This window comes from Psychrobium sp. nBUS_13 (genome assembly GCF_051201665.1).
In the GTDB taxonomy this organism is placed as follows: domain Bacteria; phylum Pseudomonadota; class Gammaproteobacteria; order Enterobacterales; family Psychrobiaceae; genus Psychrobium.
This window is the reverse complement of record NZ_CP179210.1, coordinates 4,135,944-4,159,917: the sequence shown is the minus strand read 5'-3', so window position 1 is coordinate 4,159,917 and position 23,974 is coordinate 4,135,944. Positions and strand designations below refer to the sequence as shown.

Annotated in this window: 26 protein-coding genes; 16 read left to right on the top strand and 10 right to left on the bottom strand. The window is 40.7% G+C overall.

Annotated features, from left to right (window positions below; translation table 11 throughout):
• Positions 1 to 5: 5 nt before the first annotated feature.
• The 4 genes from ACMAZF_RS19400 to ACMAZF_RS19385 form a co-directional block, all read right to left on the bottom strand.
• Positions 6 to 392, bottom strand: a complete 387-nt coding sequence (locus tag ACMAZF_RS19400; RefSeq protein WP_435275346.1) for a response regulator — start codon at positions 390 to 392, stop codon at positions 6 to 8.
• 164 nt (positions 393 to 556) lie between these two features.
• The gene (locus ACMAZF_RS19395; protein ID WP_435275345.1) at positions 557 to 3,376 is read right to left on the bottom strand and encodes a response regulator; all 2,820 of its coding nucleotides are present in this window, start codon (positions 3,374 to 3,376) and stop codon (positions 557 to 559) included.
• Between the two features lie 34 nt (positions 3,377 to 3,410).
• Positions 3,411 to 3,626 carry a hypothetical protein gene (locus ACMAZF_RS19390; protein ID WP_435275344.1) on the bottom strand — a complete coding sequence of 72 codons (216 nt, stop codon included), beginning with the start codon at positions 3,624 to 3,626 and terminating at the stop codon, positions 3,411 to 3,413.
• A 67-nt stretch (positions 3,627 to 3,693) separates the two neighbouring features.
• A complete protein-coding gene (locus ACMAZF_RS19385) occupies positions 3,694 to 4,512 on the bottom strand; it encodes an SAM-dependent methyltransferase (protein WP_435275343.1) in 819 nt (272 codons plus the stop codon).
• Between the two features lie 33 nt (positions 4,513 to 4,545).
• Between ACMAZF_RS19385 and ACMAZF_RS19380 the strand changes: the two genes are divergently transcribed.
• The 4 genes from ACMAZF_RS19380 to pnuC all read left to right on the top strand — a co-directional run bounded on the left by ACMAZF_RS19380 (position 4,546) and on the right by pnuC (position 8,556).
• Entirely contained in the window at positions 4,546 to 5,439 is an 894-nt protein-coding gene (locus tag ACMAZF_RS19380) for a phytanoyl-CoA dioxygenase family protein (protein WP_435275342.1), read from the top strand.
• 108 nt (positions 5,440 to 5,547) lie between these two features.
• Entirely contained in the window at positions 5,548 to 6,117 is a 570-nt protein-coding gene (ahpC, locus tag ACMAZF_RS19375; protein WP_435275341.1) for an alkyl hydroperoxide reductase subunit C, read from the top strand.
• A gap of 115 nt (positions 6,118 to 6,232) precedes the next feature.
• The gene (ahpF, locus tag ACMAZF_RS19370) at positions 6,233 to 7,825 is read left to right on the top strand and encodes an alkyl hydroperoxide reductase subunit F (protein WP_435275340.1); all 1,593 of its coding nucleotides are present in this window, start codon (positions 6,233 to 6,235) and stop codon (positions 7,823 to 7,825) included.
• Between the two features lie 128 nt (positions 7,826 to 7,953).
• Complete coding sequence (gene pnuC / locus ACMAZF_RS19365) at positions 7,954 to 8,556, top strand: nicotinamide riboside transporter PnuC (RefSeq protein WP_435275339.1); 603 nt, start codon at positions 7,954 to 7,956, stop codon at positions 8,554 to 8,556.
• Positions 8,557 to 8,612: 56 nt separating this feature from the next.
• Here pnuC and ACMAZF_RS19360 read toward each other — a convergent pair whose 3' ends face one another.
• From ACMAZF_RS19360 to ACMAZF_RS19350, 3 genes are all read right to left on the bottom strand, one after another.
• Complete coding sequence (locus tag ACMAZF_RS19360) at positions 8,613 to 8,804, bottom strand: hypothetical protein (RefSeq protein ID WP_435275338.1); 192 nt, start codon at positions 8,802 to 8,804, stop codon at positions 8,613 to 8,615.
• 223 nt (positions 8,805 to 9,027) lie between these two features.
• Positions 9,028 to 9,453: a hypothetical protein gene (locus tag ACMAZF_RS19355; protein WP_435275337.1), complete on the bottom strand. Its 426-nt coding sequence runs from the start codon at positions 9,451 to 9,453 to the stop codon at positions 9,028 to 9,030.
• A gap of 83 nt (positions 9,454 to 9,536) precedes the next feature.
• Positions 9,537 to 10,121, bottom strand: a complete 585-nt coding sequence (locus ACMAZF_RS19350; RefSeq protein ID WP_435275336.1) for a TetR/AcrR family transcriptional regulator — start codon at positions 10,119 to 10,121, stop codon at positions 9,537 to 9,539.
• 128 nt (positions 10,122 to 10,249) lie between these two features.
• Here ACMAZF_RS19350 and ACMAZF_RS19345 point away from each other — a divergent pair, with 128 nt between their 5' ends.
• The 11 genes from ACMAZF_RS19345 to ACMAZF_RS19295 all read left to right on the top strand — a co-directional run bounded on the left by ACMAZF_RS19345 (position 10,250) and on the right by ACMAZF_RS19295 (position 20,586).
• Entirely contained in the window at positions 10,250 to 10,756 is a 507-nt protein-coding gene (locus tag ACMAZF_RS19345; protein WP_435275335.1) for an aromatic ring-hydroxylating oxygenase subunit alpha, read from the top strand.
• Between the two features lie 64 nt (positions 10,757 to 10,820).
• Entirely contained in the window at positions 10,821 to 11,702 is an 882-nt protein-coding gene (locus tag ACMAZF_RS19340) for an RHO alpha subunit C-terminal catalytic domain-containing protein (RefSeq protein ID WP_435277291.1), read from the top strand.
• Positions 11,703 to 11,847: 145 nt separating this feature from the next.
• Entirely contained in the window at positions 11,848 to 12,354 is a 507-nt protein-coding gene (locus ACMAZF_RS19335) for a hypothetical protein (RefSeq protein ID WP_435275334.1), read from the top strand.
• Positions 12,355 to 12,407: 53 nt separating this feature from the next.
• Positions 12,408 to 13,448: a 2-dehydropantoate 2-reductase gene (locus ACMAZF_RS19330; RefSeq protein ID WP_435275333.1), complete on the top strand. Its 1,041-nt coding sequence runs from the start codon at positions 12,408 to 12,410 to the stop codon at positions 13,446 to 13,448.
• A 128-nt stretch (positions 13,449 to 13,576) separates the two neighbouring features.
• Complete coding sequence (locus tag ACMAZF_RS19325) at positions 13,577 to 13,954, top strand: BlaI/MecI/CopY family transcriptional regulator (RefSeq protein WP_435275332.1); 378 nt, start codon at positions 13,577 to 13,579, stop codon at positions 13,952 to 13,954.
• Positions 13,955 to 13,958: 4 nt separating this feature from the next.
• The gene (locus tag ACMAZF_RS19320) at positions 13,959 to 15,332 is read left to right on the top strand and encodes a peptidoglycan DD-metalloendopeptidase family protein (protein WP_435275331.1); all 1,374 of its coding nucleotides are present in this window, start codon (positions 13,959 to 13,961) and stop codon (positions 15,330 to 15,332) included.
• Between the two features lie 19 nt (positions 15,333 to 15,351).
• Positions 15,352 to 16,674, top strand: a complete 1,323-nt coding sequence (locus tag ACMAZF_RS19315) for a LysM peptidoglycan-binding domain-containing protein (protein ID WP_435275330.1) — start codon at positions 15,352 to 15,354, stop codon at positions 16,672 to 16,674.
• Positions 16,675 to 16,837: 163 nt separating this feature from the next.
• Positions 16,838 to 17,656, top strand: coding sequence for a sulfite exporter TauE/SafE family protein (locus ACMAZF_RS19310; protein ID WP_435275329.1), 819 nt, complete (start codon positions 16,838 to 16,840; stop codon positions 17,654 to 17,656).
• Between the two features lie 193 nt (positions 17,657 to 17,849).
• Positions 17,850 to 18,578 carry a hypothetical protein gene (locus ACMAZF_RS19305; protein ID WP_435275328.1) on the top strand — a complete coding sequence of 243 codons (729 nt, stop codon included), beginning with the start codon at positions 17,850 to 17,852 and terminating at the stop codon, positions 18,576 to 18,578.
• 16 nt (positions 18,579 to 18,594) lie between these two features.
• Positions 18,595 to 19,785, top strand: a complete 1,191-nt coding sequence (locus ACMAZF_RS19300; protein ID WP_435275327.1) for a M1 family aminopeptidase — start codon at positions 18,595 to 18,597, stop codon at positions 19,783 to 19,785.
• Between the two features lie 9 nt (positions 19,786 to 19,794).
• Entirely contained in the window at positions 19,795 to 20,586 is a 792-nt protein-coding gene (locus tag ACMAZF_RS19295; RefSeq protein ID WP_435275326.1) for a hypothetical protein, read from the top strand.
• A 136-nt stretch (positions 20,587 to 20,722) separates the two neighbouring features.
• On the opposite strand, the gene ACMAZF_RS19290 is transcribed toward ACMAZF_RS19295, so the two are convergent.
• Positions 20,723 to 21,229: a response regulator gene (locus ACMAZF_RS19290; protein WP_435277290.1), complete on the bottom strand. Its 507-nt coding sequence runs from the start codon at positions 21,227 to 21,229 to the stop codon at positions 20,723 to 20,725.
• A gap of 125 nt (positions 21,230 to 21,354) precedes the next feature.
• Complete coding sequence (locus ACMAZF_RS19285; protein ID WP_435277289.1) at positions 21,355 to 21,669, bottom strand: sensor histidine kinase; 315 nt, start codon at positions 21,667 to 21,669, stop codon at positions 21,355 to 21,357.
• Positions 21,670 to 21,792: 123 nt separating this feature from the next.
• Here ACMAZF_RS19285 and ACMAZF_RS19280 point away from each other — a divergent pair, with 123 nt between their 5' ends.
• Positions 21,793 to 22,848 (top strand): alpha/beta hydrolase family protein, encoded by a 1,056-nt coding sequence (locus tag ACMAZF_RS19280; protein ID WP_435275325.1) that lies wholly within the window; start codon positions 21,793 to 21,795, stop codon positions 22,846 to 22,848.
• Here ACMAZF_RS19280 and ACMAZF_RS19275 read toward each other — a convergent pair.
• Positions 22,841 to 23,968 (bottom strand): hypothetical protein, encoded by a 1,128-nt coding sequence (locus ACMAZF_RS19275; RefSeq protein ID WP_435275324.1) that lies wholly within the window; start codon positions 23,966 to 23,968, stop codon positions 22,841 to 22,843. The genes ACMAZF_RS19280 and ACMAZF_RS19275 overlap by 8 nt on opposite strands.
• Positions 23,969 to 23,974: the final 6 nt, after the last annotated feature.

Sequence of the window (23,974 nt, the reverse complement as noted above, 5' to 3'; positions counted from 1 at the left end):
ATCCCTTACGCAGTTGGCGATGTGTTAGTCGTAATGCTTTCGAAAGCGGTTTCAAAGGCTTGTTCTTCGTATGGCTTTTGCAAATAAAAAGCCGCACCTTCGTTTAAGCAATATTCAATGTCGCCTTCTGAGCCTAATGAGCTACAAATAACAACCTTTGCTTGTGAATCGACTTGCATTAATTTCTTGAGGGTTTTCTTGCCGTCAAATACTGGCATAACAAGGTCAAGTAACACGATGTCTGGACGATGTTCCATATAGGCTTTAAGGGCTTCTTTGCCGTTCTCAGCTTGCGCAATTACCGTGTGGCCAATACCTTCGATAATTTGCGTGGCAATAATACGCATACTAAGAGAGTCGTCTACTACAAGGATATTTAAGGGGGTTGTCATTTCTTTCTCCATGAAACTACTAGCCAATGTCCATTTGGTTTGCCAAATGTCCGGTCGACATCATACAAATGATAGATTATTAAATAACCTTATCAGCAAATTTGCGTAGAGTGTATAAAAAAGTAATAACTTTTTATTCATGAAGTTACGGTTTGGTTTTTCTGCTAAATGCTGATTTTCTTAGTAATGGTTTCAATGAGCAAGTTGGCATTGATAGGTTTAGTGAGATGCTCGTTCATGCCGGCTGCCATGCTCTGCTCTATGTCTTCTGGCAAGCTGTGTGCTGTCATGGCCATAATTGGTGTGTTGAGGTCAAATTCTCTAATAAGTTTGGTGGCTGTTAAACCATCCATTTCAGGCATCTGAACATCCATTAAAATGATGTGATAGTCATTATTCTTTGCTTTTTCAACAGCTTCTACGCCATTTGAAACAATATCAACAGTGGCATTGGTGTCAGATAAAAAGCCTAGAATCACTTTTTGGTTTATCTTGTTGTCTTCTGCGATGAGTAGTTTAACTTTTGAGAAGTCTCGTCTAATGATGGATGTCGGCGATGGCGACATTGGCACAACTTGTCGTTGCTTTCCATTAACAATAGTCAGTAGGCTGATGGTTAATTGAGATGGCTTAACTGGCTTCTCAAGCACATCTTCAATCGGTAAATGACGGCTAAGCTTAACGGCATCACTTTTATCAAATGACGATACTAAAATGAATTTCGGCAGTTGCTCATTAACGACCTGATTAATGATGCGAATGGTTTCTAAACCATCAAGACCAGGCATACGCCAGTCCATCAATACAATGTCATACGGTGATTTAGTATCTATAGCATCTTTGATTTGCTCTAACGCTTCTATACCGCTGCGCGCTTGTGCGCATTCAAGACCAAGAGCAATTAACGATTCAGACAATAATGTACGGGAACTTTTACTATCATCAACAATGAGTATTTTAAGGTTGTTGAGGTTGCTTAGATCAGCATTCGTTAGCTGAGCCGTTAGCGTTTTGCTGGTGGCGATATCTACTGTGAAGCTAAATGTGGAGCCTTTGCCGAGCTCACTTTCTACACTGATAGCGCCATCCATCAACTCAACGAGTTCTTTACAAATAGTAAGGCCTAAACCACTGCCACCATAGCGTCTGGTGACCGATACATCAGCTTGTGAAAACGCTTTGAATAGACGTTGTAGTTGCTCTTCGCCAATGCCAATACCTTCATCGGTCACTGAAAACTTCAATGTATTGATATTGTCGTGTTGCTTAACGAGTGACACGGCAATATTAATATCGCCTTGCTCGGTAAATTTAATCGCATTATTAACAAGGTTAATGAGCACTTGTTCAAGGCGAAGTGCATCACCAGTTAATGACGTAGGAACATCATTTTCAATACGAACATTGAGCTTGAGCTGTTTCTCATCGGCACTAAAACTACAAACATTGAGAAGTCGTTGAATTGAATTGTTTACTAAAAAATCGGCATGTTCTAGTTCGAGCTTTTTAGCTTCAATTTTTGAAAAATCTAGAATGTCGTTTAATAAGGTGAGTAATGACTGAGAAGACGCATGCACCATCGAAATATTTTCACGTTGCTTAGGGCTAAGCTTCGCATTTAACGCTAATTGACTAAGGCCTATAATGGCATTCATTGGCGTGCGGATTTCATGGCTCATTTTGGCTAAAAAATTACTTTTTGCTTTGTTGGCTAAATTGGCTTCTTGAGCTAAAGCTTTCATTTGGTTTTTGGTGCGTTTGGCGTGAACGACGTAATAAATCAATGAAATTAGAATGATAACCAGTAAAGCGAGTATGGAATCTCTTAATTGTTCTGTTTTTTCTTTTTGTGACAGTTCGAGTTGTTGCAGAGCTTGAGTTGCTTCAAGTTGAGTGATTTGTTGTTCTTTGTGCTCAAGGTTCAACTGCGCATTGTAAAAAGACGATTGTGTTTCTTGGGCTTTTTCAGCTAAGTCATCTGTATTCTTTTTATATTCTTTATAAAAATTCAGTGCCAATTGGGGTTGGTCACTATTTTCATAAAGTTGGGCTAATGCGAGGTTAGCTTTTTGCTCTGTTGCTTTATCTGAGTGATAAACAGCCTGTTCGATAGCTGCTTCTAGTGATGTAATTGCTTCCTCTTGGCGATCAAGCGCTTGTAAAATATCAGCAGTGAGCAATTCAGCTTGCAAACTCGCCAGATAATACTTGTCTTGTTCGGCTATTTTTTTACTCTGTTTAACCGTCTCTAATGCCTTTGATAAGTTGTTAGTCGCAAACTCTATTTCCGCGAGAGTGACATAGCCCTCACTTACCCAAGTTGATGACACTTTTTCAAGTATTCGAATCGTGTGGTTAATATGGATTCTTGCTTGTTCATATTTACCCAATTTTAATAATGCTTCGCCGACGGTGTATTCAGCTAAACCACGTAATTGATTTTCTGATTGAGCACTAGGGTGATTTAAGAGTCGATTTCCGTATTCTAAATATTTATCAAAGTCTCCGATAGAACGATAATAGAGGCTTATCCCTTGTAGCGTTTCAAATACTTTATCTGATTCTATTTCTTTATGCAGTGCCAGCGCTTCAAGGAATATTGGCAAGCTTTCATGAAGCATATTTGTCATGACATAAAGTGATGCCAATAACCGCTTGGACTCTGCTTGCTCTCTGAGGCTGCCAGATTTATCAGCATAACCTTTGGCTAAGCTAATGTGATTATAAGCGTTTTTGTAATCTCTATTGAGTAACGATGTGTAACCAATTAAGTTATATAGTCTGGCTTGGGCATGATCGTTTGGAGAGGTGCTGAGTTGGTTTTTAAGATCTTCAGCTAATGCGAGAGCTTTTGGAATATTGGTCCACGATAATTTATCTAATTCATCAAGACGACTATCTATGGTTGAAGCAAAGAAGGCATTTGCCTGAATGCACCAAAAAAGTGTTAAAAATACAGCTACTTTCTTAACTATTTGGTGCATAAGAGATACCTAGATTTTTTGTTTTATTTAAAAATTACGAGTGTAAAGCAAGCATCATCCCTTTTACATCATAATTTTGCGACTCTAGGCGCTTTTTGATGGCTTCTTTATCATCATTAGCAATTAACTCAACGTCTTCAGCGGGTAAGCCGTAATCACTAGCACTTTCAGCTGGATTATCCATATGTTTTTCTAATAACTCTGGATTAGCGTTAATTTCTAAAATGTATTCGACGAGTTTATCTGACATGTTGATTTCCTATCAAAATAATTATTGTTTAGATGTGTAAAGCATGCACGATATTAATGAAAAATTATTACTCGTCAATCTTTAATGGTTCTTTTATATCATCTTTTGATAAATTTAATGCTGCCAAAATCTCTAGATTGAATGGTGCATCTGATATTGGCGGAATAACGAGTGTCGACGCGGCAGTGAGTTTTACGTCAGTTAGCTCATTCAAAGAAAGCCGTTCAATGCGCGGTGAAATAATTGATAGTGTTGATGCTTCGTAGATTATTAATTCATGATCTAGTGGGAAGTCACGTAGCAACTTTGACTTGAGTAATGTTAACCCTTGATGGTATTGGTTTGTTTTCGATAGAGCTAGAGTGTGATCGCCAATGAGTCCAATTTGCCATAAAATCGTATAGGCATAGATGTCATGAGGGCGCTCATAGAGCAAAAATTGAGTCGCTTCAATACTCATACAACCATGTGTGCCTGGATCTATATTCAAATCTGAAAATAGCCAATCTTCTGCTGAAATCCCTGGCAGCATTTGGGCTCGAAATCCTTCACTTTTAAGGCTTTTAATTGCTTGGTGGCTTGCATTCACAAAGACGCCGGGATGACCATAAAATACGGCACAAACTTTTTGTCCACTTTTTACTTCATCAACGATCTTTTGAGTCATTTCATGATATGTTTTTGCTCGCGACTTCCCTTGTTGATACAGATTTGTTAGGTCTTGAACATTTGAATTAAGGGTAGCGAGCCAGTTTTTAGAAAATGAATCCGGAACAACGATTAAAACGGTGTCAGCTTGTTCGATGTAAGCTTTGGCTGAAACACCTATATCTCCACCTGCTCTTAAGCCAATTCCTACTACATCTAGTGAGCCTTTTTTTTCCATGTTTTTTATTCTATTGTTTTAAAGTGATGACTAATGGTGAATAATAATCAAAGCAAATTCAATCACTTTGATAAAACAATGATTACTAAAGCGCAGATAAAGCAGTTTCACAACAATGGTGTTTTACATCTCAAGAATGTAATGGATAAGCAGCAATTGGCACTGTTGCGAGATATCGCTGATTCATTAGAAAAACAAGCGCTGTCACGACAAAACAAGCCATTATTTGATGATTCCAATATATCTTTAGAGCTCTTCACGCCAGTATTGCATCGAATTAAGCATATTCATCGACACGCACCATTGTCGCTACTGGCGCTTTTAACGAGCGATCAGTTAAATCATATAAAATCAGTATTATGTAGTGAAGACGCATTACCAACTGCTGAAATGATGATATTTAAGCAAGCACTTAGTCAGGCAGAAATTCCATGGCATCAAGATTTTATTGAAAGCAGCAGTGCTAATTCAATCATTACCATTGGTATTTATCTGGACGACAGTCAAGTTGGTGATGGTAACGTGCAATTTATCCCGGGGACTCATAATGAAAAGCAAGATATTTGCCGCTTTATTCATGGCGAAAAATCATTAGGTGAATTGACTGAATTTGATGTGCAAGCAGGTGATATTATTGTCCATAACCCGATGGTTGTTCATCGTTCTGGCCTAATGCAACAACATCAAAAACGTAGAACTCTCTATTATGAATTTAGAACACAAGAAAATATTCAATCGCAGTCTTCTTGGCCCGCTGAGTTTTTAGATGTGAGAAAAAAGCTCATGGCGGTTGCAGAGCAATATGTTAAGGAAGCTGCGCTTAGTGTATCTAATGATGAAGTGAATATGTATCAATACGTTGTTGAAGAGATATTTCAAGTTAAAACTCCTCCCATTCCTGCTAATTATTGTCATATCGATAGATAGTCAAAAGCTATCAATGTGATAATTAATATCGATTTTATCAATTTAATGTCATTCCCTACAATGGTTTCAACTTAAACAGAAACACAACTTAAACCATTGGAGCACGACATGACTCAATCAATTATCAACTCACAATTAAAGCCATTTAAAGCGACTGCGTACAGCAACGGTGATTTCGTTGAAGTAACTGAAGCAGATGTTGCAGGTAAGTGGTCAATCTTCTTTTTCTACCCAGCTGATTTCACATTTGTATGTCCAACTGAATTAGGCGACATGGCTGACCATTACGCACAATTACAAGAAATGGGCGTTGAAGTTTACTCAGTATCTACTGACACTCACTTTACTCATAAAGCATGGCACGACAGCTCTGACACTATCGGTAAAATCAACTACCCAATGATTGGCGATCCAACTGGCGCTATCACTCGCAACTTCGGTGTAATGATTGAAGAAGACGGATTAGCACTGCGCGGTACATTCGTTGTTAACCCAGAAGGCGAAATTAAAGTTGCTGAAATTCATGACCTAGGCATTGGCCGTAGTGCAAAAGAACTTGTTCGTAAAGTTCAAGCTGCTCAATACGTTGCAGATCACGACGGCGAAGTATGTCCAGCATCATGGCAGCCAGGTGGTGAAACACTAGCACCATCTTTAGATCTAGTAGGTAAAATTTAAGACTTAGCTTAAGCGCTAAAAACTAGATTTATCTTTTTACCTTGCCACTACATAGTGGTGGCAAGGTAGCTCTCTCTTATTTTACGGGTATGAATCGCTTTCAGGAATATTCAATATGTTAGATACGCAATTAAAAACACAATTAGCCACTTATTTAGCCAATTTAAAATCACCTGTTGAATTGGCGGTTTTCTTAGACCAAGGCATAAAATCAAAAGAACTTAATGAATTAGCGCAAGAAATTGCGACTATGTCACCGTTAATCTCAATCGTCGAATTAGATGACGCTAATGAGCGTGCACCGTCGATGTTAGTGAAATCGGTAGAAAAAAATACCCAAATTCGTTTCGCTGGTGTGCCAATGGGCCATGAATTTACATCACTCATTTTGGCGTTATTACACAGCGGCGGACACCCAATTAAACTTGACGAAGAAGTGATCGAGCAAGTTCGTCAGCTCGACGGTGAATTCGTCTTTGAAACCTATGTTTCGCTGAGCTGTCAGAATTGTCCTGACGTTGTGCAAGCATTAAATATGATGGCGGCCATTAACCCGAATATCACTAATGTAATGATCGATGGCTCTGAGTTTGGTCAAGAAGTACAAAGTAAAAATATCTTATCAGTACCAGCCGTTTACCTAAATGGTGAAGCGTTTGCCCAAGGGCGGATCTCTGTGGCTGAAATACTCAAGAAAGTTGATGTTAATGCAGGAGCCCGTGAAGCTAAAGCACTTGATAGCAAAGAAGATTTTGATGTTCTTGTGATTGGTGGCGGCCCAGCAGGTGCATCGTCGGCTATCTACAGCGCACGTAAAGGCATTCGTACTGGTGTGGTTGCCGACCGTTTCGGTGGGCAAGTTCAAGACACCATGGCGATTGAAAACTTTATCTCAGTGAATGAAACAACAGGCCCTAAATTAGTGGCAAACTTAGAATCTCACGTTCGTGATTACGACGTTGATATTATGAATGGCCAACGCGTTAAAAACATTATTGAAAGTGACGTGACTGGTGGCTTAATCACCGTTGAGCTTGAAAATGGCGCGACTTTGAAAACTCGTTCAGCGGTTTTAGCGACAGGTGCAAGATGGCGTGAAATGAACGTGCCAGGCGAGCAAGAATATCGCGGTAAAGGCGTGGCATACTGTCCGCACTGTGATGGTCCTTTGTTTAAAGGAAAATCCGTTGCGGTTATCGGCGGTGGTAACTCAGGTATTGAAGCGGCGATTGACTTAGCGGGCATCGTATCTCACGTTACTGTCTTGGAATTTGATACAACATTACGCGCCGATGCTGTATTGCAAGATAAAGCCCGCTCAATGGGTAATATTGATATTATTATGAACGCACAAACAACAGACGTGGTTGGTGATGGCAATAAAGTCAATGGCCTTAACTACACAGATCGTGCGACAGGTGAAAGTCATAACCTAGCGTTAGCCGGCATCTTCGTGCAAATTGGATTAGTGCCTAATACTCAGTTCTTAGAAGACAGCAATGTCGAACTAACAACACGCGGCGAAATCATTGTTAATAACAATGGTGAAACGAGCATGGCAGGTGTTTATGCGGCAGGCGATGTAACCAACACGCCGTATAAGCAAATCATTATTGCTATGGGCAGCGGTGCGACAGCAGCACTAGGTGCATTTGATTATCTTATTCGCACGCCACAAGCTGAGGATAGCAATACCCAAGCGGCGTAACTAACTTCGCTACGGTTTAATTAATAAACAACTGTGATAAAGGTCGCTATTTGAGCGGCCTTTTTGCTGTAACAGGGTATGCAATTGGCGTATATTTCTTCAATTATTTTTAATGGTTGCACGGATTTATGACATTAGAGCAATTTATCGCAGGATTTTTAGGGGCCAGCCCTATTGAAATGATCGCCTCGCTAAGCGGTTTTATTTGTGTGGTGTTACTGATTCGCCGCAACATATGGAACTTCGCCTTTGGCTTTGTGCAAGTGACCTTATTTGTATGGGTGTTTTATAACGCTAAACTTTATTCCGACACTGCACTGCACGTTATTTACATGGGCCTGCAAATTTACGGCTGGTGGAATTGGAAAAATCATAGCGATGGTCAAGCAACACCTATTGTTGAACGAGCGTCAATTCAGAAAATGGCTTTGTGGTTGGGAATCAGCGGCGTCGCTACTTTAGTTATCGGCTATTTAATGGATAACAATACCGATGCCAGTTTCGCTTATGCTGACGCGTTTACATCAGCAACCAGCTTGTTGGCAATGTGGTTAATGACCAGACGCCAGATCTTCAATTGGGTACTATGGGTTACCATCGATATCGTTGCTATTGGCGTGTATTTCCAGAAAGCGTTGTACCCGACGACGATTCTTTATTGCGTGTTCTTGGTGTTGTCGATTATTGGTTGGTATACGTGGAATCAGAGTTATAAAGAGCAGAATACATAATAAAAAAGGTGGCCATGAAAATGCGCCACCTTTTTTTATTGTCTAATTGAGGCTATCTACTCTTCTTCACCGCCCCAAGAAAAGAAACAACTCAACGCTAATAATGTCCAACCGCCTAGTACTGCCCAGTATTTAGTTGGTTCAACCTTTTTATACACAACATCCCAAAGAATGGTGTAGCCAGCATATAAATCATAGGCGACCCAAATTAATAATAAAATGCCGACAAATGGCCAAAATGAACGCATGATTTTCTCCTATTGATATTGTACATAGAGAGCAACTTGCTCTTTGTTACCTAGACTCGCTAGCGTGTGAATTTCTAATACGGCTTTAATACCAATTGCATTAAATATTTGCCCACTTGTACTTGTTAAAATTAACTAAAATGGCGTTGCTCTCAATCCTAATAGCCAGCTATTAGTCAATCGAGCGCCTTGTTTTAGCTGATTTTATCTACGCACAACAAGATCACTTACTTAATGCAATTGGTATAACTTGTTTTCGATAATCAAAGGTTTGCCACGCATCGGTCAATTGCTTGCTTGAATGAACCCCCTGAGCAAGCACCTGAGTAAATTTATCTAAACTAATAGCTTCACTGTGCTTATAGCGTTTTAAATCACGTACGTCATAACCAATTAATACATCGGCTTGTAGATAATCTTTAGCAAAGGCGTCATACACAACATACACCTTTTTCGGGCTTGATTTGAGTGTGGAGTGAAGATAATTTGCTTTTTCAAAATCGAACCATAGCTCAGGAACTTGAGTAATAGCACTGCGCTTATCAACGCCTGACAGCGTTATTTTAGTTGCTGAACCAGCCATTGCTCCTGATGCGTATATGCCAATAAGGATGATTAATGTAGTACGTAGTGATTTAAAGCTGAACATAGATAACACTCACTGATAAACAATGAATAGCAATATAGATTATACGACAATATATTGTCAGAGAGAAAATTTATCAAAGTTGACTATTTGTTCGACAACTGTGAACAAAGTAGCATCGAGACCTGTTTAAGCTTATACATTTCGTCATACAAACCTAATGGCAAGATAGATTCATTCATTAAATAATTTGAGTAGACACCATAAGCAACAAGCTCAATACGCGATTGATCTGTGTCTGGGTGTTGCTGGTGACATTCCTTAATAAAGTGGTTAACAAACTCTTGCATTGTCTGTTGTTGGTGGGCTTTGATTGGAGCTAAGCGTTTGGCTTCTGAAAAAATGGCTTCACCAATAATAGTGCTGTTAATCATTTCTTGAGAACGTGATGAAAACAGCGAATCTATCAAGGCCTCAACGCGATTCGTTTTTGGTAACCAAGAGAGTAAATCAAGCCATTGTTGAGAATACTTAGCTGACCAACGTTCACTCAACGCCACAATAATATCGTCTCTGTTACCGATATAATGACGTAATATTGTACGTTTCATACCTGCTGTTTCTGCAATACTTTCTAATGATGCTGCTTGAATACCGCTTTTTAGAATACATTGTTCCAATGCATCTAAAATCTCTTCGCGGCGTTGTCCTGCCATACTAGGCCGTGCCATAAAATATACCCTCAATATTTAACGATTACACTATATCAAAATCCTATTATTTGTCATGTTGACAATATTACTAGGCTCAGTATAGTCTATAATTTGTCAAAGTGACAATTTATGGTGAGGAGTTCAGTATGACTAAAAATGATTCGCTGCCCGTTGCGACTTACACAGATCCCAAGTTCTTTGCGCTAGAACAACGCCATATCTTTTCGCAAACGTGGGCTTTTGCAGGATTCATTGAAGAACTAAAAGAAGAAGGAGATTTCCTCACCGTTCAAGCTGGGTTAAATAATATCGTTGTTATTCTCGGCGCAGACAGTCAATTACTTGCCTTTCACAACCGTTGTCGTCATCGCGGCACGCAACTCGTTAGTGGCAAAGGCAATACGCGGGGTAAATTGGTTTGTCCTTATCACGATTGGACTTACAATTCGCAAGGTGAACTAAAGTCACTACCAAAACAAAAGCAAGAATTCGCTGGGATCGATAAAGCTTGTTATAAACTCACGCCCGCCAATGTTGGAATATGGCGCGGCATGATCTGGGCTCATCCAGATATTAACGCTATGTCACTAGCGCAATGGTTCGCTCCGATCTCCCCCCCATCTTGGCCCTCACGATGTCGAGTGACTTGTTGAAGCGAAAGGAGAGATTGTTGTTGAAGAAATTAACGCCAATTGGAAAATTGTGGTGGAAAACTAAATCGACCACTATCACCTTGCACAACTGCACGCAGGCACACTCAACATGTATAACCACAAAAAAGCGGAGTTTGGTTTCGAAGGTTCTCACTTCAGATTTTGGGAGCCACTGTCTGATGAGTATCAACGCAACTTAGCAAAGAACTCACCAATGCCATTAGTGTATGAAGCAAGTGATGAAAACCAAGGCAGCTGGGTACCAATGTTTTTCCCAGGTATCGGTTTGGCGGAATCAGAATCGACTTGGTCAGTGTTCCAAATTATTCCGCTAGCGGTGGATAAAACGCGTGTGATCATACGCACCAAGGTCGCTAATAAATCGAGTTACGAATTCATCAAACAAAGTACTATTAGTGCTGGCTTCTGGATCAATAAAGTAAAGGCTAAGAATAGCAATGAAGATGCAAGCCATCCGCTAGGATCTGCCGACTTCATGCAAGAAGATATTTACGTATGTGAACAATTACAGCTCGCGATGCAAAGTCCAGAATTTGAAAAAGGTTTGGTGACGTTTGGATTTAATCCAGACAAAAACGAACCCGAAAAAACACTAGCCATTGTTATTAAAAATCACGCGGGTGACTCAGTACTTAAGGGCGCTAATATTACGCTGACGCCTGATCGTGACAACTTTGTTTATGAAGGAAATGTACAAAATGTGGTAAATCAAGATATGTTTAATATACGTATGGTAATTAACGAATCGTTCTTTGGCGCGGGTAATAGCAGCATTGAAGTATTAGGGTCTGTTGATCTTTTGAGTTCATTTTTGCAGCAATTTGTTTGGGGTTTCTACAAGGCAGAGCCTATGTGGTGTAGCTGGCTCGATAATAGCTCCTGCATTATCCTAATGAGCTACATCCCTGTAGCAATACACGAATAGGCGATAACGCCGTAGAAATAACAAACAAATGCTGTCCGTAGGATTCACCTAAAAGTATTTTGTGCGGCGTTATTCGTCATTCACTGGGGTAAACCCAGCATCAATCCTCATGCCTTGCCCAAAACCCTTTTAGATTGAACAAAATTTGAACCACAAAGATCAACAGACCCTAGATAATACAGCCACACTTAATGGTACCTTAGGTACTGAAACATATATTCAAATGGATGAATTAATTAAGAATAATACGAATATTGATACATTAGTTCTGCAAGAAATAGACGGCTCAGTAAACGATGCTATTAACATGCATACCGGACGTTTGATTAGAAATGCCAAGCTAACAACTGTGGTAAAATCCAATGGCGACATCAACTCTGGCGGCGTAGATCTTTTTGCGGCTGGATTCAAACGTGAATACAACAAAGGGGGTAAGGTTGGTGTTCATTCATGGTGTTGTGTGAAAGGGAAATCCGCTCACTTACTTAGTAAAGATGATGCAGCACACGGTGCACAGTTGACCTTTGTTAGAGAAATGTTGGGAAATGAGTTAGGCCCTGAATTCTATTTCTTCACACTAAATGCTGCACCAGCGAGTGATATTCATGTCATGACACAAACAGAATTAGATAAATATTTAATTTCCAAATAGTGACGAAAATAGAGGTATTATTAGATTAAGTTTCTATAATACATCGAGTTTTCATGGATTCAGTTTTAGAGACACAATGTAAAATAGCCATTGTTGGCGCCGGAAGCATCGGTTGTTATATCGGTGGATGTTTAACATCTACCAAGGTTGATGTGACGTTTATTGGTCGTCAACGTATGCAGCAACAACTGCAAAGTCATGGCCTAATGTTAACAGATTGGCGTGGTAGACAAGAATACTTAGCCCCAGAACGTCTTAACTATTCACTCGAACTCAGTGCGCTAGCAAACGCCGATTTTATTCTAGTTACCGTAAAAAGTGGTGACACTGAAGCTATCGCTCAGGATATTGCGCAACACGCCAAATCATCTGCGGTGATTGTCAGTTTACAAAATGGTGTGACCAACGGTGATGTGTTGCGACAGCATCTTCCCATGTTCACCGTTCTATCGGGTATGGTGCCATTTAATGTATTAACTAAAGGCGACGGTAAGTTGCACTGCGGCACAGAAGGTAATATTGCATTAGAAGACCCAAATAATAGCGCAAGCGAACTGATTGCTGCACTTGATTCGGCGCGATTGAGTGTTGATATTTACAATGACATTCGCAATATTCAATGGACTAAGCTGCTACTTAATTTAAATAATGCAATCAATGCGTTATCAGGAATTCCATTATTAGAGGAGTTGTCTGATCGTGCTTATCGTCGGATTTTAGCGCAAGCAATTTCAGAGGCCTTAATAGTGTTTAAAGGCGCGGGTATTGAGCCAGTAAAATCGGGTAAAGTGCGCCCTAAAATCATTCCGCTCGTTTTATCATTACCAGCGTGGCTCTATAAAATAGTCGCCTCGTCCATGTTAAAAATAGATCCCACAGCGCGTTCATCGATGTATGAAGATTTTATACTCGGTCGCCAGACCGAGATTGATTATCTCAATGGCGCTATTGTTGATTTGGCAAAAGTGCATCATCAAGCCAGTCTTGTTAATGCGGCAATCACTCAATTAGTTAAAAAAAATGCAGGAAAAACTGGTTCACCTTGCTTGTCTTCTCTTGCTCTAGAAAAAGAAATTAAAAAACTAACTCGCTGAAAAATATTATCTAATTTAGAAACCTAAACATTATGTGCGACAAGCGTCACATTAGGTGTTGACTTTGTTGCGACAGTTGTCGCATTATGTTGTTCTATTATTGAACTGGATGATACGAGAGTAAATTTATGCAACCAACTGCTCCTGAATTAGAGATTTTGAAAGTGCTATGGCAACGTCAACCACGCACAGCACGAGAACTACACGATGAGATTGAAGCGCAGTTTCATTGGAGTTATTCGTCGACCCGAAAAACTCTAGAGCGCATGGGAGAAAAGGGACTAGTTAATATTACGAGTGAGGGCAATAAGCGAATTTATACCGCGCAAGTCGATAAAGTGAAAACACTGGCGAGCTTCGCTCAAGACTTTGCAAAGCGTGTATTTGAACTCGACGGCCCATTGCCCGTTGCTATGTTCACCGATAGTAAATTGATTGATGATGGTGAGATTGCTGATTTAGAAAAGTTGCTTAAAGACTTAAGTAACGATAACAAAGAGGCATAACAAAATGGACGCTTTATCACTGTTTAATGGTTTTGGTGCGCAAATTGTACTCTTTGTTTGTTGGAGTGCATTGCTCTATGGCGTGGCCGTGATCCTTCATCATTTTTATCCGCAATTAACCCAATGGGCGCGATTTTGGCAGGCATGGATCTTGTTGTCTCTCGTGCCGCTTGTTCCTATCTCATTTTGGCATGGTGCCGGGCTAATCCCACAAGTGCTAATTGATAGTGGTACATCACACCATCATGCTGAAAAACAAACAGTCAGTGATTTTAGTGAACTGGTATTTATTAATTATTTCAATGATATGGTACTTTCGATTCTTGTTTTTGGCATGCTATTAGGTGTGGTGAAGTTTGTCATATCATTAATAAAATCGTATCGATTAGTAAAAAACACGGTGCGGTTTAATGATGATCGGATTAACACCACCACCGATATTCGAGTAACTGATCAACAAATATCACCGTTCGTTTTTGGTTTTTTTAAACCTCGCATAATCATTTCGAGACAGGTGTTATCAATGCCGACATCACAATTGAATTTACTGATTCAACATGAGCTTACACACATTAAAAATAGAGATCCCCAAGCGGTTATTCTGGTGCGGTTGATTGCATGTCTAAACTGGTTTAATCCTTTTATACGCTATATGGAGCAGCGCTTCTTACAGGCAATGGAACTTGACTGTGATCGTCAGGTGTTAGCACATAATCCAACACAGCAATTAGATTATGCGCAAGCTTTGGTTGCTTGTTTGAAGTTAACTAATAATAAGCCAGACAGTGGCTTACATGCATACTTTTCAGGGGCTAGATTCCAAAAACAGGATTTTGAGCAAAGGATACGCGCGGCTATGTCTAGTGAGGTCATTAGAAAAAACATTAAGTATTATCAGCTTGCGTTAATCGGATTGGTGTCTATTATGTTCACCTCCATTTTGGCTGCGCAGCCAATAGTTGTTCAGTTAGATGATGTTAAGCCACAACAAGGTTTGATTCCGGTAGCTAATGCGAGAATATCTTCCGATTACGATGAGGTGAATAGTTTCCGCAGCAAGAAACCCCATAAAGGGATTGATTTTGCGGCATCAACGGGCACTGATATTGTGGCGAGTTTTTCAGGTGTTATCAAAGTCGCCGATGGCTCCACGCTACATCGTAATTATGGGAACGTTATATTAATTGAGCACCAGGGAAACATTCAAAGCCTGTATGCCCATCTTGATACCATAAACGTCAAGGCAGGGGATGTTGTAACTGCAGGGCAAAAAATTGGAACCGTTGGTGCGACTGGCCGAGTCACTGGCCCCCACTTACATTTTGAAATGCTAAGCCAAGAGCACCGAATAAATCCTCGAATTTATTTAAAATTATAAAGAGTTAGGAACAAACATAATGAAAAAACTGACATTAGTATGTGTGGTCTTTGTTTTGGCCGCGTGTCAGCAAACGCCGCAACAAGAAGCACCACCAGAAATCAATGAAGTGATAGAGCCTGTCGTTGTTGAGACACCACCGCCAGTTGTTGTCATAGAACCTAAGGTGCTAGCGCCTCATGAACATGAGGATGTCTGGCAACGTATTCGTTCGCAGTTGTCTATTGAAGTGCCGAATCAACCAGCGGTAAAGAAGTGGAAAAAATATTATCTGAGTCATCCACGGTTCATGGCAACGATTTCTAAGCGCGCCGAGCCTTACTTACATTACATCGTAGAAGAAATCGAAAAGCGCAATATGCCCCTTGAATTGGCGTTGCTGCCAATCGTTGAAAGTGCCTATTTACCCTATGGTGTTTCTCACAAAAGTGCGGTTGGATTGTGGCAGTTTATGCCAGCAAGCGCCAAGCGTTTCGATGTTCGCATCAATAAATGGTTTGACGGTCGTCGCGATGTCATAGAGTCAACAAACGCAGCGCTTTCTTACTTTGAGTTTTTCCACGATACCTTCGATGAGGACTGGCTAAACGCGGTTGCGGCATTTAATTCTGGTGAAGGTCGTGTTGGTCGAGCAATTCAACGCAATCGTAAAGCGGGTAAGGGGACTGACTTTTGGTCACTTAAATTACCTTCCGAAACCAATGACTTTGTGCCTAAATTATTAGCAATAGCTGATATTCTTAAACATCACGAACGATTAGATTACGAGTTTACGCCTATTGCTAACGAGCCTGCTATCGGCTTTGTTAGTGTCAATAACCAGCTTGATTTAGAGCTTGCTGCGAAGTGGAGTGGTGTTGAAATAAACCGTTTGCAACAGCTTAATCCGGGATTAAATTTCTTGGTGACTATGCCTAACGATGGTCACCAGTTAGTGATGCCAGCAAACAAAGCATCTGTGTTACGTAAGAAGCTTTCGCAAACAGATCCTAAAAACTGGATGCGCTGGTTAGAATACAAAGTGAAATCGGGTGATAGCTTAAGTCGAATTGCTGCTAAACATGACACTAAAATTAATGAAATTAAGCAGGCTAATGATTTAAATTCAAATCGAATTTATATTGGTCAGACGCTAACTATTCCTTTAGTAGATTTTGATAAGTCGATGTGGCTAAGCTCTACAAAAAAAGGACGCAAGGTAGTACACACTGTCAAATATGGCGATAATCTGTGGGATATTGGTCGTGCTTATAAGGTATCGATTAAAGATATTGTACGTTGGAATCGCATTTCAGCAGGCAGTATTTTGAAGTTAAAACAGAAACTGACCATCATTCAGTAGAGCTCAGTGAATAGGCTGTTTACGATAGCAGCCTATTTTTCAGCGAGGCTATTGCTCGGTTACTACACTTTGCGTATGGTACAAGGCTATTCGCGCTCCTTTAGGAACCCCAACGTTGTTCAGCCGTCTGCTACATTTTCGATTTATACCCATTGTGCTCGCAATGTGTTGGCTTGTTTTCGCCAATATTTCTTTTCCTGAACACCAGCAATTAGCGACTAATTTACTCAATACGCTACTTGGCTTGGTGGGTGCTATTTTCGCTAACTTGTCGGGTGCTGGTGGCGGTGTTGTTTTCATTCCTGTTTTTAATCATCTCGGGTTGTCAGAAGCACAGGCCATATCGACGAGTTTTGGCATTCAAAGCTTTGGCATGACCGCGGGCGCGATAACGTGGACGCTCTATTATCTGTGTCGTCATCGACATGATCCTAAATGGATTTCCTTTGCTCAAATAATCTTATTGGTTGGCACTACGTCAGCGCTGGGTATTTGGGCGCAACATTTATTAGCGATTGGGGGCGGCACATCGCTAGCACATCAATTTAGCTGGTTTTCTATCGCGTTAGGCTTATCGTTATTGATTCAAATTTATTGGATTAAAATTAAAGCAGATAATCACAGCCACTTAAAAAGCGCTGATTATGTCATGCTATCCATCATTGGTTTTTTCGGTGGCATTATTACGGCGCTATTATCGGTTGGTGTCGGCGAAATACTGGTTTTATATTTAATTTTTAGAGGATTTTGCGTCACCATGGCGATTGCCAGTGCCGTTGTTGTTACAGCGATAACTGTGTGGGCCGCGGCGCCAATACATTTAGGTGAACAAGGAGCAGCCGTTTGGGATATTGTCATGTACGCAGGGCCAGCAGCGATAATTGGCGGTATTGTCGCCAGCACTATTGCGACTTACATTAATACCAAAGCACTGAAAACAGTTTTAGGTTTGTGGATTTTAATCATGGGGCTAGTTGGATAGCCTTGTTACGTTAATGTAATTAAAATAAAATTAGCATAATAAATTCAATGTTTTAATTTGTTTAAAATTAGTTACAGATTAATACTTAACAAAGTAAACCTCATGGTTTACCCTGATTGCGTTTTATAATAACAATAACTGTTTTTGTGGCATTGCTATTTTTGCCATTAAAACGCAATTTTAAGGAAATCCAATGCAAGCCTTGCAACGAATTGTCCTGCTTATTGGAGTACTTTGTACTTCTTCCGCAATGGCGTCTGCCTTGCGTATGCCAGGACCGCACACAGATCGAGTGCACCATACCCACATCAAAGCAACTCTCGACGCCGAAAAACATCGCGTTGATGCCACTATGACACTACGTTGGAGAAATACCACTGACGTAACGTTAAACGAAATCCCATTTCATCTTTATCTCAATGCATTTTCACGCACAGATACTATCTTCATGAAAGAAAGTAATGGTGGCCGTTTACGTGGTGATTCTCGTGAAGGTGATGGACAAGATAAATTTGGCTATGTTCAAGTCACCAGCGTTAATAATGCCAATGGTGATGATGTATCGCAAAGCTGGATCGCTGACGGTGATGTCGCGACCTATAAGCTAGCGCAGCCATTAATGCCTAATGAAGAAGTCACTTTACATATCGCTTTCACTAGTCAACTGCCTAAGGTATTCGCACGTAGTGGCCACAATGGCGATACCTTTAACTTTGTCGCGCAATGGTTTCCAAAGCCGGGCGTATTCTACAAAGGAAAGTGGGTAAACCATAACTATCATGCCAACACTGAGTTCTTTTCTGACTTTGGTAACTACGATGTCGAAATCACAACGCCAAGTGATTATCTTGTTGGCGCAACCGGTTATTTGGTAAAGAAAGAGTTCGCAAGATTCGTTAACCACTCATCACTACCAAGCTGAAGATGTTCATGATTTTGTGTGGACTGCAGATTCTAAATTTAGTGAAGCAACGGCAGAGTGGAACGGCATAACTATTCGTTTACTTCATCAAACGCCACTTTCTGAAAAATCTATTCAAAATCAATTTGATGCGGCCAAAGCGTCATTTAAATGGTTTGACGAAAAAGTAGGTGCTTATCCGTACTCAACCATGACCTTAGTGCAACCGCCTGAAAATGCGGGCGGTGCTGGTGGCATGGAATATCCAACATTAGTAACAACCAATACCGATTTGGATTACTCAGAATATATGCATGTGGCAGCGATGGTGACCATTCATGAGATTGGTCACAACTACTGGCAAGGTATTTTTGCATCCAATGAGTTTGAAGAATCTTGGATGGACGAAGGTATTAATAGTTATACCGAAGGTCGCATCATGAGCGAAACATTTGACCAAGAAAATATTCTTCAATTCGCACAGTTTTCCGTTGATATGCCTACCGTGCATCATATTCGCACGGCACAAACGCCGACATTAGATCCGGTGAAAACGCATGGCTGGAAATATGTTAGCCGTGCAGGTTACAGCACTAATTCTTATTCGAAACCGGCGACAATTTTAAATACCGTTGAACGTGTTTGGGGCAAGGATAAAATAGATCAGTTGCTAAAGGCCTATTATCAACGTTGGGCATTTAAACACCCTGCAACGCAAGACTTTATTGCCATTGCCAATGAAATCGACCCGAGTATGGCGACTTACTTAAACGATGCTATTAACACCATTAAGAACATTGATTTTAAAGTGAAATCAGTCGTTAGCGGTCACAAACAAATGGCTGGCGGCTATACCTTTAATGACGACGGAAGTGAGCCAAGTTTTAGCAAGCCCGCAAAAGGTGACGGATTTGTACATCAAGTAACCTTAGTGCGCAATGGTGAGCTCCACCCGCCACAAGTTGATGTGTTGCTAACATTTGAAGACGGCTCAACCGAGACGCGACAATGGCAGCCTGATGACACCATTCCATGGACTAAATGGCACTGGGAATCAGACAAAAAATTAGTTGAAGTGATGATCGACCCTGAATTTAAGGTGCTATTAGATAAAGACTTTTCAAACAACACCAAGCGTGTGGCCAAGCAAGGAAATCAATCTTGGCGCTGGGCTATTTCGTTACTACAAAACATTCAGCATGCATTTAGCATTGCCTTGCCACTCTAGGAGCCTGACATGAAAAATACACTATCTTTGATGTGGAAAATGAAATGGGTTGCTTTCGCCACGCTGTTTATTGAAATGTTAATATTGCTACCAGCATACTTTGTGTTATTTCGCTTTGGCGAAAAGAGCTTAGCGGTAAACCTAGCTGTGACGCCAGTTGGCTCAAGCGAGCACCTTACAGTGCTCATTGATGCCATTTCAAACAACCCTGCGTTTGTTTACGGTGTTTTAGTATTAGTATTGACACTGCCGCTGTTGTTTTTAACTAAAGTAGCGTTAGCGGCGGGCACGATGGCGAGCGCACAAGACGGTGAGTTAAAGCTGTCGATTTGGCTGTCTCATGCGGGTCGCAATTTATTTCCGGCATTAGGGCTCTTTTTGCGCTGGATAATAGTGCCTGTGGTACTTTGTGGCGCGGCAGCGGTGTTGGTGACTATGACAGATGGCACTGTTAAAAAGTTGATGACAGCATTATTAGTCATCGCATGGCTATTGAGTGTGTCATGGTTTAGTTTTGCACTGAATTTCACGGTGGCTCGTGAGAAAAAAGCGCTGATCCGCGGCTTTAGCGTTTTACTTAAGAACATCAATCGCTTTGCTGTGACAGCGGCTGTTTTTGTCGTTGTCGGTGGTTTTATCAAGTTAATGGACTTTTCGTATTTCAGTGCCAATAGCGCTCTGGAGACAGGATTAGGTTTTGGCATTGTTGGCGCGCTGCTGTTAGGACTGGCTACGCGACTGTTAGTGCTATTTTGGCAAACTTCACATGTTGAAGGTTGGCGAAAAGTCACTTCATCATGATTTGTTAACCAACCGAGATCCGCGCTACTAAAAAATGTTGAGTTCACCTATTTTTAAGTGGCGTGGGTATGAAAAATTTTCACTGAAAATGCTAACTAATTTCTCTAAGGTGTTGGTTTGTTGGGTATTTGTTGTGTTATATGATTTTTAGTTGAATGGCTTTAACGACGGCTTGCGTTCTATCGCGGCTTTGCATCTTGTCTAAAATTTTACTGATGTAGTTTTTCACCGTACCACTTGCTAAATACATGTTAGCCGCTATCTCTTTATTGGAAAAACCTGCGGCAGCATAGCGTAATATTTGTTTCTCTGTGTCAGTCAGTGATTCTATAGAAATTTGTGGTTGTGTGGTGGGTAAGGCGTTGTTGGCCAGTACTTGCGGTTCAAACAAATATTCGCCAGCCGCAATGGCACCAATGGCATGTTCAAGCTTGTCGTACTCTACATCTTTTAGTAAAAACCCGTTAGCGCCCTCTTTAATAGCCTGAACAAATAGTTCATTGTCGTCGAAGGTGGTTAATACCAAAATAGGTAAATTGGGGTGAGATAAACGTAAGTTTCTTATCAGCGTTATGCCATTCATTTCCGGTATTTTTAGATCGGTAATTAAAATATCTACCGTATGATTTTTAAGACATTTAATCGCTTATAACCCGTTATTCGCTTCAAAAGTTATGTGGTGATTGTCATTTATAGTTATCAGGTTAACTAGCCCAGAGCGGACAATCATTTGATCGTCGACAATACCTATTTTAATCATAAAATTTCCTAGTTATTAACATCAAGATGGTTCGTTACACATTGCGCCATGGGAAGCGCTATCGTTAGTGTAAAGCCATTTTTTTTGTTCTGAGATAAGTTGATCTGAGCATTGTATTGAGACAAACGCTCTTTCATACCCGTTAATCCGTTACCAAATTTGGATCTGAAAGTAGTTTGCGATTGCTCTGGTCTGCCATTATCAATTAAGGCAATGGAAATGCCAGCCTCTTGGTGCGTTATTTCAATATCAATGGTGGTTGCTTCACCATGTCTAATGGCGTTACTGATCCCTTCTTGAATACTATAAACGAGATCTTCAATCAGAGCCGTGCGCTCAATATTGATTGCGCTAACATAGCTAATCGTAAAGTTAGGTATTTGGCACTATAGCTTGCTTAATTAAAGGTTCATAGTTGATAGCACTTAAATCAACGGAAATCCTTCATGAAAACTATTGTTCTCTTTATGCTCGCCGTGCTGAGCAACATGGTTAACGCGACACAACCACCATCAAATACTCAAGTGATAGCACTTGAAACGAAAAATCCGTTAAACAATCGCCCCATTAAATTACGCATATGGTATCCAAAAAAACTCGACGCTGAATGTATTAAATCCCAAATGTGTTTAGCCCCCAATGTGCGAAAGGATCAGGCAATATTGTTAATGCACGGCGCAATGGGGTCGGTTAAATCTCACAATTGGATCGGCTATGCCATGGCATCTCACGGGTTTGTCGTGGTTGGCATTGATCATTTTGGTGAGTCTTGGAGTTATGGTATCGAGACCATGAAACCGTCGTCTGTATTAAGCATTGATTTACGCCCAGCCGATGTTAAGGCGACATTAGATCAGCTTTCTTCAAATCGATTGGCGGGTAGCGACAAACCATTGTCAGATATTCAGATCAATTGGACAAATATTACCGCCATCGGACACTCATCGGGTGGCATGGCCGCGTTGATGCTAGCGGGCGCCCAAGCTGACAAGAAGATGGCATTAGATTATTGCGGATCGAAAAAATCGGTTGCCGACCGTAGTTGTTTGTATACAAAAGGAATACAAGCTATTGAATCAAAATCAAAAAATGAGCTTGTGTCATTTAAAGATGATCGAGTAAAACGACTGATCGCACTCGACCCTGCGGACGGACACCTATTGACGTCAAAAAGCCTCCAGCGCCTTACGGTGCCGCTATTAGTTGTAGGCTCGCAGCAAAATGATTTTCTACCATTTAAACAACACGCTAAACGGTTCACTGAGCTTGTGCCTAATGCAACGCTAGTTTCTTTAAACAACGGTGAAGGGCATTTTGTCTATTTAGATCAATGCACACATACCCACAAAGCAATGGGAGTCTCGTTGTGTGAAGATCGCAAAGGAGTCAACCGAGCACAGGTCCATCAAAAACTGTATCCCGCAATTTTTAAATTTATTTCTACGCAACGGCGTGCGCCTGTTCGAGAATTAGTGATGCAAATTACAGATCACGTTAATTGACTGTCAGACACTCATCAATGGTTGGATCGTTAGACATTCTTATAGCTTCATCTATGGCAAATTGTGCTGCTTTTACTTCGCCATTTCTAATGAGTTCAGCTTGCCATTCTCCTCGCAGTGCTTGATTGCGCCATATTAAATCGAGTGCTTTACTTTGTTGTTCATTGATAGCGAACATCTCGTTTCTTGCCTGCACAATACGCGCTAATTCATCAGTATGACCAAGTTTCGTTAGCACGTTCTTTTGAATGTTACTGCCGATTAATCGTGAGATTTGAGCCGAACTTTCGTCAGCAAATAACTGCCCCGAAGTAAGACAAGCTTCAAGCAACGCTGTGTTATCAACAGGTGCCTGTTTACACAACTTGAATAGTGCGCCATAGCTAGGGCTCGATAGAGCGGCAACATATCCCATTACTAAAACGTCGAGTTCGACGCCTTCTACTGCACCAGCTTGTTTATATGCAGTTGAAAAAGTTGAAGAATAGTCACTCCAATGATCATTAAAGTTCGGTGCCTTTGAGGCTTCAATAATAGCGGCTTCAGCAGATTTGGTATCATTATTGGACGCGTGATAAATAGCAGACAACAACCACGCAGCACCATTGTTTGGATCTTTTTGCACTGTTGATGTAACGAGTTCGGGTGAGCAGGTATATTCACTGTTACTACAAAGCGAGAGTAATTCATAAGAAACTAACGGATTATCTGGATATTTTTCACTAAGCTGTGACGTTCTTTCTATCCTAGTCTCTGCGTCGTTCTGATTAGTGATTAAGGCCGTAAACTCACTCTCTAGTGTCAATGTGTCAGCAATGACTTGTCGCATTTTAATATCGTTAGCGTCTAACTCGCTCATTTGTTCGTTATTTAAAATAGCCCCTTCAACAGTAGCCTCACACACGGTAATGGTTGGCTTAATAGTGGCGGCTGGGACTTCCTTTTTCGACACGGAAGACGCGGTGTGTTCGACATGAGTCGTCTGAATCACTGATTCAGTGACCGATGTCGGCAATGAATCTAAGGTAGCGTCAGTGGCAGATTCTTTTTTTATTTCGCTATAAATAATGGCTGTAATAGCGCCAACAACTAAAGGGAATGCTACTTTTTTAAATGACATAAACGC